Origin of the sequence: Lentzea sp. NPDC058450 (assembly GCF_042721395.1) — a bacterium.
In the GTDB taxonomy this organism is placed as follows: Bacteria; Actinomycetota; Actinomycetes; order Mycobacteriales; family Pseudonocardiaceae; genus Lentzea.
The window spans coordinates 1-9,540 of sequence record NZ_JBHXLO010000067.1 but is presented as its reverse complement, the minus strand read 5'-3'; the positions used below and the strand labels follow the sequence as shown (position 1 = coordinate 9,540).

At 66.3% G+C, this 9,540-nt stretch carries 12 protein-coding genes; all 12 read left to right on the top strand.

Features of this window, described 5'->3' with window-relative positions:
• Positions 1–705 precede the first annotated feature (705 nt).
• Positions 706–2,016, top strand: coding sequence for a preprotein translocase subunit SecY (secY, locus tag ACFWNN_RS45530; protein WP_382446202.1), 1,311 nt, complete (start codon positions 706–708; stop codon positions 2,014–2,016).
• Positions 2,017–2,565 carry an adenylate kinase gene (locus tag ACFWNN_RS45525; RefSeq protein WP_359757727.1) on the top strand — a complete coding sequence of 183 codons (549 nt, stop codon included), beginning with the start codon at positions 2,017–2,019 and terminating at the stop codon, positions 2,563–2,565.
• A 59-nt stretch (positions 2,566–2,624) separates the two neighbouring features.
• Complete coding sequence (gene map, locus ACFWNN_RS45520; protein WP_382446201.1) at positions 2,625–3,407, top strand: type I methionyl aminopeptidase; 783 nt, start codon at positions 2,625–2,627, stop codon at positions 3,405–3,407.
• A 114-nt stretch (positions 3,408–3,521) separates the two neighbouring features.
• Positions 3,522–4,196: a hypothetical protein gene (locus tag ACFWNN_RS45515; protein WP_382446200.1), complete on the top strand. Its 675-nt coding sequence runs from the start codon at positions 3,522–3,524 to the stop codon at positions 4,194–4,196.
• A 123-nt stretch (positions 4,197–4,319) separates the two neighbouring features.
• The gene (infA, locus tag ACFWNN_RS45510) at positions 4,320–4,541 is read left to right on the top strand and encodes a translation initiation factor IF-1 (RefSeq protein WP_005166804.1); all 222 of its coding nucleotides are present in this window, start codon (positions 4,320–4,322) and stop codon (positions 4,539–4,541) included.
• 25 nt (positions 4,542–4,566) lie between these two features.
• A complete protein-coding gene (gene rpmJ / locus ACFWNN_RS45505) occupies positions 4,567–4,680 on the top strand; it encodes a 50S ribosomal protein L36 (protein ID WP_010148647.1) in 114 nt (37 codons plus the stop codon).
• Between the two features lie 218 nt (positions 4,681–4,898).
• Complete coding sequence (gene rpsM, locus ACFWNN_RS45500) at positions 4,899–5,279, top strand: 30S ribosomal protein S13 (protein ID WP_045309821.1); 381 nt, start codon at positions 4,899–4,901, stop codon at positions 5,277–5,279.
• 37 nt (positions 5,280–5,316) lie between these two features.
• Positions 5,317–5,724: a 30S ribosomal protein S11 gene (gene rpsK, locus ACFWNN_RS45495; RefSeq protein ID WP_033436732.1), complete on the top strand. Its 408-nt coding sequence runs from the start codon at positions 5,317–5,319 to the stop codon at positions 5,722–5,724.
• A 23-nt stretch (positions 5,725–5,747) separates the two neighbouring features.
• Entirely contained in the window at positions 5,748–6,353 is a 606-nt protein-coding gene (rpsD, locus tag ACFWNN_RS45490) for a 30S ribosomal protein S4 (protein ID WP_285643097.1), read from the top strand.
• A gap of 151 nt (positions 6,354–6,504) precedes the next feature.
• Positions 6,505–7,563, top strand: coding sequence for a DNA-directed RNA polymerase subunit alpha (locus ACFWNN_RS45485; protein ID WP_285643098.1), 1,059 nt, complete (start codon positions 6,505–6,507; stop codon positions 7,561–7,563).
• Between the two features lie 44 nt (positions 7,564–7,607).
• Positions 7,608–8,168 (top strand): 50S ribosomal protein L17, encoded by a 561-nt coding sequence (gene rplQ / locus ACFWNN_RS45480; RefSeq protein ID WP_382446199.1) that lies wholly within the window; start codon positions 7,608–7,610, stop codon positions 8,166–8,168.
• A gap of 56 nt (positions 8,169–8,224) precedes the next feature.
• Entirely contained in the window at positions 8,225–9,016 is a 792-nt protein-coding gene (gene truA / locus ACFWNN_RS45475; RefSeq protein WP_382446198.1) for a tRNA pseudouridine(38-40) synthase TruA, read from the top strand.
• Positions 9,017–9,540 lie beyond the last annotated feature (524 nt).

Below are 9,540 nucleotides of genomic sequence, written 5' to 3'. Positions count from 1 at the left end.
GCTGAAAAGCGCCCGGCCGAGCTCGAGAAGCTAGCACCTCGCACCCAAAGTCAAGCCCCAATCGCCTTGAGCGGTGGAACCGGCTCCCAGTCCTGTAGCAGCCCGTTCGGGCTCGCCTTCGGCATCGCGTGCCAGGCCTCGTAGGTGGTGGGCTTGCGTTGACGGCTGTCCGGTTGGCACCGCGCGCCTGGCCTGCGTGCGTGGTTGGCCTGCTTTGACGACTGCGGTTGCGTGCGCCTCGCACGCTGGCCCCGCTCCGCTCCGCCCTCGCCCCGCCCTCGCCCCGCCCTCGCCCCGCCCGGCTCCCGCGCCGCCCTGCCCTCGTCCGCACCTTGCTTTGGCGTGCTCTGCTGTGGCCCCAGTTGGCCGCGAGCCAGTCCCGGTTCGCTGGGGGCCTCGGGGTTCGCTCTACGGGGATTTCTGCGGGAACTTTGCGGCCCCGCAGGGCGTTCCCCGGCGGCGTTTTGGGTGGTCGTAGCATGGAATTCGGGGTTGCGATACCCCGGATGGGCTAGTGGGATGGTCAGAGATCAACGAGTTGGAACCTGTGATTGGGCGCTGGGTACGGGGTGGCCTGGGAGGGCTGTTAGAGTCGCGGGCTGAACCCGGATGTCCTCCGGGTTGCTTGGTCGTGGCTACCTGACTCGGCCTGCCAACTACCGCATGTGCCGGTCCCTGGGGGTCGGCAACGCTCAGGAGGTTCGCGTGCTCGGCGCATTCCGCTCGGCTCTCGCGACGCCGGATCTACGCAAGAAGATCCTGTTCACGCTCGGGATCATCATTGTGTACCGGCTTGGAGCGACCATGCCCGCGCCGGGCGTGTCCTTCAAGAACGTGCGGGCGTGTGCTGAAGCTCTTGAAGGCCAGAACATCTACTCGCTGATCAACCTGTTCAGCGGTGGTGCTCTGCTCAACCTGTCCGTGTTCGCGCTGGGCATCATGCCCTACATCACCGCGAGCATCATCATTCAGCTGCTCACCGTGGTCATTCCGCGGTTCGAGCAGTTGAAGAAGGAAGGACAGGCTGGTCAGGGCAAGCTGACGCAGTACACGCGCTACCTGACGATCGGCCTGGCGATCCTGCAGTCGACCGGTCTCGTGGCGCTGGCGGTGCGCGGGCAGCTGTTCGGCGAGTGCGACCAGGACGTCATCCCGGGCAAGGACAGCATCTTCACCCTCATCGTGCTGGTCATCACCATGACCGCCGGTACCTCGGTCATCATGTGGCTGGGTGAGCTGATCACCGAGAAGGGCATCGGCAACGGCATGTCGCTGCTGATCTTCACCGGTATCGCCGCCCGCATCCCCGCCGAGGGCAAGAACATCCTCGACAAGGACAAGCTGACCTTCGCGCTCGTCGTCGTCGCGGCTCTGATCATCATCGCGAGCGTCATCTACGTCGAGCAGGCCCAGCGTCGCATCCCGGTGCAGTACGCCAAGCGCATGATCGGCCGCCGCATGTACGGCGGTACGTCGACGTACCTCCCCCTCAAGGTGAACCAGGCCGGCGTCATCCCGGTCATCTTCGCCTCGTCGCTGCTCTACCTGCCGGACCTGATCGTCCGCCTCACCCAGGGTTCCTCGACCGAGCCGAACTGGTTCTCCTCGTTCGTGCAGACCTACCTGGTCAAGCAGTCGTCCTGGGTGCACATCAGCGTCTACTTCCTGCTGATCGTCTTCTTCACGTACTTCTACGTCGGCATCACGTTCAACCCGGACGAGCGCGCTGACGAGATGAAGAAGTTCGGTGGCTTCATCCCCGGCATCCGACCGGGTCGCCCGACCGCCGAGTACCTCAAGTTCGTCCTGGGTCGCATCACGCTCCCCGGTTCGCTCTACCTCGGCATCGTGGCGATCCTGCCGAACCTGTTCCTGGACCTGACCGGTGACGGCCAGAACCAGAACTTCCCGTTCGGCGGTACCGCGGTTCTGATCATGGTCGGTGTCGGTCTCGACACCGTGAAGCAGATCGAGAGCCAGCTCATGCAGCGCAATTACGAAGGGTTCCTCCGCTAGATGCGACTCGTTCTCGTTGGCCCGCCCGGCGCGGGCAAGGGCACCCAGGCCGAAGTTCTGAGCCGCAAGCTCGGCGTGCCGCACATCTCGACGGGCGACCTCTTCCGGTCACACATCAGCAACCAGACCGAGCTCGGGCTGGAGGTGCAGAGCATCCTCGACGAGGGCGCTCTCGTGCCGGACTCCATCACAAACGAGATGGTGCGCAAGCGCTTGGCCGAGGCCGACGCGGCGGACGGGTTCCTGCTCGACGGGTTCCCCCGCAACGTCGCCCAGGCCGACAAGCTGGGCGAGTTCCTGGCGGTCGGCGGCCACTCGCTGGACGCGGTGCTGGAGTTCCGGGTCGACGAGGACGTCGTGGTGGAGCGGCTGCTCGCGCGCGGGCGCACGGACGACAAGGAAGACGTCATCCGGCACCGCCAGCAGGTGTACCGCAACGAGACCGCGCCGCTGCTGAGCTACTACGCGGAGAAGGTCATCTCCATCGACGCCGTCGGTGAGATCGACGAGATCAGCGAACGGGCACTGGCCGCGCTGAACGAGAAGTGACAGGCGGGCTGCTCGCGCGGCTCCGAGCTGTCGTCACAGCTGCAACAGATCGTGAAGGCATGAGCAAGATCGAGATCAAGACGCCCGGCCAGCTGGAGGCGATGCGCGCCTCCGGCCTGGTCGTGGCGAGGGCGTTGAAGAACGTCGTCGCGGCGGTCAAGCCCGGTGTGTCCACGTGGGAGCTCGACGAGATCGCCGAGCAGACCATCCGCGACGCCGGCGCCATCCCGTCGTTCAAGGGCTACCACGGCTTCCCGGCGAGCATCTGCGCCTCGGTGAACGAGCAGATCGTCCACGGCATCCCCAGCAAGACGCAGGTGCTGGCCGCGGGCGACCTCATCTCCATCGACTGCGGCGCGATCCTCGACGACTGGCACGGCGACTCGGCCGTGACGGTCGGCGTCGGCGAGATCTCGCCCGCGGACCACAAGCTGTCCGAGGCCACCAGGCTGTCGATGCTCGCGGGCATCGAGGCCGCGGTGCCCGGCGGCAGGCTCACGGACATCTCGTTCGCCATCGAGTCCTCGGCCATCGAGTCGGGAGACCGCGACGGCATCGAGTACGGCATCGTCGCGGACTACGGCGGCCACGGCATCGGCTCCAAGATGCACATGGACCCGTTCCTGCCGAACTACGGCAAGCCAGGCCGCGGTGCCCGGCTCAAGGTCGGCATGGCCATCGCGATCGAGCCGATGCTCACGCTCGGCACGGACGACTCCCAGGAGCTGGAGGACGGCTGGACCGTCATCACGCTCGACGGCACGCGTGCCGCGCACTGGGAGCACAGCGTCGCGATCACCGAGGACGGCCCCTGGGTGCTCACCGCACCCGAAGAGGACTGAGCACCCCAACGCTTTCCCGAGTAGCCCCGTTCCGCCGACAGGCGAACGGGGCTAATTCGTTTGCGGGAACGGATACGGTCGAGGGGACGAGCGAGTCCAATGCTTGGGGGCATTGTGGGGGTAACCCGTGTCGTCCTGTCCGTCCTTCTGATTCCACTAGCAGGCTGTGCTGCCTCTAAGCCGGCCACCGACTTCACCTACCAGGACGTCCCGGCGGCGCGGATCGCCGACCAGCTCTTCCTGGCAGGCACCATCGCGGCGGTCGAGGGCTGCGACCCGCCGTTCTCCGACGTCAACGTCGGCCGTCCGAACTTCGTCAGCCCGCCCGTGCCCGTCGACGGCGGTTGCGGGGGCTCGTTCAGGGCGTCAGCGCCCTGGGAGTACGTCGACGCAGTGAGTCGCATCACGGCGGTCCACGACACGGTCGTGCGTGACTGGGACGTGCGGCTGAAGAGCGGGCCCGAGGCCGCCGAGACGCGGGCCACCGAGACGACGCTGCGGCACTGCCTCGACCGGGCGGGGTTCACCAACCCCGGGCCGGACGCGCCCGGCCTCGAGGGCTACGGCTTCGGCAAGGGCGACCGCGCGCTCGACAACGCAGCTCAGCGGTGCTCTGACGAGTCCGGCTACGGCGACAGGATCGCCGTTCAGCGCCTGCGGACGCTCCAGTCCGTGCTCGGCAGGCACGAGGCCGAGATCAGCTCCATCGCGAAGCTCAGGCCCGTGCTGGAGCGGGCCGCGCAGCCCTCCAGCGGCACTGACCGGACCCGATTTGGGTTGCCGCAGTGAACTGCGTACACTGGTCAGGTGGCGCACCAGTCGCGCCGGTTCAGTCATGCCCTCCGAGGTGAGATTCGAGCCGGGGTGGCGCGCGTCCAAAGGTTATTACCACCGTCACGAAACGCGGAGGACATGGGCAAGAAGGACGGGGCCATTGAGGTCGAGGGCCGCGTAGTCGAGCCGCTCCCCAACGCGATGTTCAGGGTCGAGTTGGAGAACGGTCACAAGGTACTCGCGCACATCAGCGGCAAGATGCGACAGCACTACATCCGCATCCTCCCTGAGGACCGGGTTGTCGTGGAGCTCTCGCCCTACGACCTGTCCCGCGGGCGCATCGTCTACCGCTACAAGTGACCTCCAGTAGCAGGAGATCTCAGGCGTGAAGGTTCAGCCGAGCGTCAAGAAGATCTGCGACAAGTGCAAGGTGATCCGCCGTCACGGCCGGGTCATGGTGATCTGCGAGAACCTGCGCCACAAGCAGCGCCAGGGCTGAGCAGTTCCACTCGCGCTCGTCGAGATCTTTCGATGACGCAGTAACGAGACACTCCTCGCACCTACCGCACGGGCCAGACGTGTGCGGACACCCCCGGATTCCAGGCCGGGGCCGGGACACCGGCTGTGAGAGCAGCCGGAACATGACACACAGCGAGTCAGTCACCGGAATTGGGCGAGGAGCAGACCTGGAAGTCAACGACAGGAGTTAACCGCCACATGGCACGACTCGCTGGCGTCGACCTCCCCCGCGAAAAGCGGATGGAGATCGCGCTCACCTACATCTTCGGCATCGGTCGTACGCGCTCCAAGGAGCTGCTCGCCGCCACGGAGATCTCCCCGGACCTCCGGGTGAAGGATCTGACGGACGACGACCTCGCCAAGCTGCGGGACCACATCGAGACGAACTACAAGGTCGAGGGTGACCTTCGCCGTGAGGTCGCGGCCGACATCCGTCGCAAGATGGAGATCGGTTGCTACGAGGGTCTTCGGCACCGTCGCGGCCTGCCCGTTCGCGGACAGCGCACGAAGACGAACGCCCGTACCCGCAAGGGTCCGAAGAAGACCGTGGCCGGCAAGAAGAAGGCCGGCAAGAAGTAAGACCTCGCGTCTACTGCCCTCAACTTAGGAGTTCGTTTTGCCACCCAAGTCCCGCACGGGCGCCGGGGTCAAGAAGGTCCGGCGCAAGGAAAAGAAGAACGTCTCGCACGGCCAGGCGCACATCAAGAGCACGTTCAACAACACCATCGTGTCGATCACCGACCCGATGGGCAACGTGATCAGCTGGGCGTCCGCCGGCCACGTGGGCTTCAAGGGCTCGCGCAAGTCCACGCCGTTCGCGGCGCAGATGGCTGCCGAGAACGCCGCCCGCAAGGCCGCCGAGCACGGCATGCGCAAGGTGGACGTGTTCGTGAAGGGTCCCGGCTCCGGCCGTGAAACCGCGATCCGTTCGCTGCAGGCCGCCGGTCTCGAGGTCGGCACCATTCAGGACGTGACCCCGCAGCCCCACAACGGCTGCCGCCCGCCCAAGCGGCGCCGGGTCTGAGGCACGGGGAGGAGTAAGAACTCATGGCTCGTTATACGGGACCCGCGACGCGCATCTCGCGTCGCCTCAAGGTTGACCTCGTTGGTGGGGACCAGGCGTTCGAGCGCCGTCCGTACCCGCCCGGCCAGCACGGCCGTGGCCGCGTCAAGGAGTCCGAGTACCTGCTGCAGCTCCAGGAGAAGCAGAAGGCTCGCTACACCTACGGCGTGCTGGAGAAGCAGTTCGTCCGGTACTACAAGGAAGCGGTTCGCCGCCCCGGCAAGACCGGCGAGAACCTGCTCCAGATCCTCGAGGCCCGCCTCGACAACGTGGTGTACCGCGCGGGCCTCGCCCGCACGCGTCGCCAGGCTCGCCAGCTGGTCAGCCACGGTCACTTCATCGTGAACGGCCACAAGGTCAACATCCCGAGCTACCAGGTGTCGAAGTTCGACATCATCGACGTGAAGCCGAAGTCCATGCCGACGCTGCCCTTCGAGGCTGCTCGCGCGTCCTTCGGTGACCGCCCGATTCCGGCTTGGCTGCAGGTCGTTCCCTCGAACCTGCGCATCCTCGTGCACCAGCTGCCCGAGCGCGCGCAGATCGACACGCCTGTCACCGAGCAGCTCATCGTCGAGCTCTACTCGAAGTGATCCTCTCCGAGCCATCGTCTCTTGTGGACGGTGGCTCGGGTCGGGTCCCGCATCGGCGCGAAGGGTGTGCCGAGTGCGTTTGCCGGCCTCCGCGGCTGGCTGTTGTTGACGGCGTCAAATAGCGGGCGTCGTTGCTGAAAGGAAGAACCCAGTGCTGATTTCCCAGCGCCCCTCGCTCGCCGAGGAAGCGGTCTCCGAGACCCGTTCCCGGTTCGTCATCGAACCGCTGGAGCCGGGCTTCGGTTACACGCTCGGCAACTCGATCCGCCGCACGCTGCTCTCGTCGATCCCCGGTGCTGCTGTCACGAGCATCCGCATCGACGGCGTGCTGCACGAGTTCACCACGGTTCCCGGGGTGAAGGAGGACGTCACCGACGTCATCCTGAACCTGAAGGAGCTCGTCGTCTCGTCCGAGGAGGACGAGCCGGTGACCATGTACCTGCGCAAGCAGGGCCCCGGTGTGGTGACCGCGGGCGACATCGTGCCTCCGGCCGGTGTCACCGTGCACAACCCCGACCTGCACATCGCGACCCTGAACGGCAAGGGGAAGCTGGAGATCGAGCTCGTCGTCGAGCGCGGTCGCGGCTACGTCCCGGCTGTTCAGAACAAGCAGGCGGGCGCCGAGATCGGCCGCATCCCCGTCGACTCGATCTACTCGCCGGTTCTCAAGGTGACGTACAAGGTCGAGGCGACTCGTGTCGAGCAGCGCACGGACTTCGACAAGCTGATCCTCGACGTGGAGAGCAAGCCCTCGATCACTCCGAGGGACGCCGTTGCCTCCGCGGGTAAGACCCTGGTTGAGCTGTTCGGCCTCGCTCGCGAGCTGAACATCGACGCCGAGGGCATCGAGATCGGCCCGTCGCCGGCCGAGGCTGACACCATCGCCGCGTTCGCGATGCCGATTGAGGACCTGGACCTCACCGTCCGGTCTTACAACTGCCTCAAGCGGGAAGGCATCCACACCGTCGGCGAGCTCGTGTCGCGCAGCGAGGCGGACCTGCTGGACATCCGCAACTTCGGTGCGAAGTCGATCGACGAGGTCAAGATGAAGCTCGTCGGCCTCGGCCTCGCCCTGAAGGACTCGCCTCCTGGGTTCGACCCGTCCGCGGCTGCTGCCGACTACCACCCCGGTGACACGGGCTGGGGCGCCGGTGCCGGCCTGGACCCGCACGACGACGGCCAGGACTACGCGGAGACCGAGCAGCTCTGACGCTCTCAGAGCCAGAGGATCTCTTTCAGTTACAGGAGTAAGCGATGCCCACCCCTACCAAGGGCCCACGGCTCGGTGGGTCTCCGGCGCACGAGCGGCTGCTGCTCGCCAACCTGGCGACGGCGCTGTTCCAGCACGGCCGGATCAAGACCACTGAGGCCAAGGCGAAGCGGCTGCGTCCGTACGCCGAGAAGATCATCTCGAAGGCCAAGGCCGGCGACCTGCACAACCGTCGCGAGATCATGAAGGTGATCCGCGACAAGGACGTCGTGCACAAGCTGATCGCCGAGATCGGTCCGTTCTTCAGCGACCGTTCCGGTGGCTACACCCGCATCACCAAGACGCTGGCGCGCAAGGGCGACAACGCCCCCATGGCCATCATCGAGCTGGTGCAGCAGAAGCTCGTCTCCACCGAGGCCGAGGCTGCGCGCAAGACCAAGTTCGCCAAGGACGAGAAGCCGGCCGAGGCCGCTGTCGTCGAGGCTGACGAGACCAAGGCCGAGGACGCCGTCGAGGTTGACGGCGAGCCGACCGCTGAGGCCGTCGAGGCCGAGGAGTCGAAGGACGCCGAGGCCAAGGACGAGTCCGCCAAGGACAAGTCCTGAGTCTGACCGCTGACGAGCCCGTCGTTCCCGGTTCCGGGGGCGGCGGGCTCGTTCGTGTGCGCTTCGACCTGGGGTACGACGGGACCTCGTTCTCGGGGTGGGCTCGGCAGCCTTCCCGTCGGACCGTGTGCGGCGTCCTCGAAGACACGCTGTCGATGGTGTTGCGCGAGGACGTGTCGTTGACTGTGGCCGGTCGGACCGATGCTGGCGTGCACGCCTCCGGTCAGGTCGCCCATGCTGATCTTCCCGCGTCCGTTGATGTTGCCGGGTTGCCCAAGCGGCTGGCCCGGGCGTTGCCGGATGATGTTCGGGTTTTTTCTGCTCGTGTGGTGCCCTTTGAGTTCGACGCTCGGTTTTCGGCGTTGCGGCGGCACTACGAGTACCGGGTGACGGACGCCGATTTCGGGGCGCATCCGTCGCGGCGGTTGGACACCCTGGCCTGGCCGCGTCCGCTGGACGTCGCCGCGATGAACGTGGCCGCCGGGTTGTTGTTGGGGGAGCACGACTTCTGCGCGTTCTGCAAGCGGCGTGACGGGGCCACGACCATCCGGGAGCTGCAGCGGCTTGAGCTGGTGCGGGGTGGTGAGGACGGGGTCATCACGGCGTTTGTGTCTGCGGACGCGTTCTGCCACTCGATGGTTCGGTCGTTGATCGGGGCGTTGCTGGCGGTTGGGGAGGGGCGGAAGGCTGTTGAGTGGCCTTCGTCGTTGCTCTCGTTGACGGGGCGGGCTTCCGGGGTGACGGTGGCACCGGCGCACGGGTTGTCGTTGGTGCGGGTGGACTTCCCTGCGGATGCCGAGCTGGCTGCTCGGGCTGAGGCGACTCGTCGGGTTCGGACGCTGTCCTAGTTTCGCCGCCGGGCCCGTAGCGTTCCCTGGCCTGCGTGCGGCGGGTTCCTGTTGCGTGCTTCCCCTGGGGGCTCTGCCCCCAGACCCCCGGCAATCTGATCGGGGGGTCCGCGCCACTCTCAGGCTGATGGCACGCCTGTTGCTTTGAGCGGCTGCCTGTTTCGTAGTTTGGTTGCGTTGGCGGTGGGGTCCCGTCACAAGTCGAGCCAAGAGCGAGCCACATGCCTGGGTGGGTGTCAAACCGACGAAGAGCGTGTCGGTTTGACACCCTCCCAGGCATGCAGCGAGAGCTGTGGCGCGACTCGTGACGGGACCCCACCGCCGCAGCCGCATGCTCATTCGGGCTCGCCTTCGGCTTCGCGGGCATTCGGCTTGATCACCAGGACTGTCAGACCCCATCGCTAGGTTGGGTCGCGGGGGAGCTTCAGCCTGAACTGCTCCCCGGAAGTTGGACTGGGTTCCAGTTCCTTCGTCCGGGGAGTGTTGTGTATTCGGGTAGTTCGTTGTCGGTTGGGCAGCGTGAG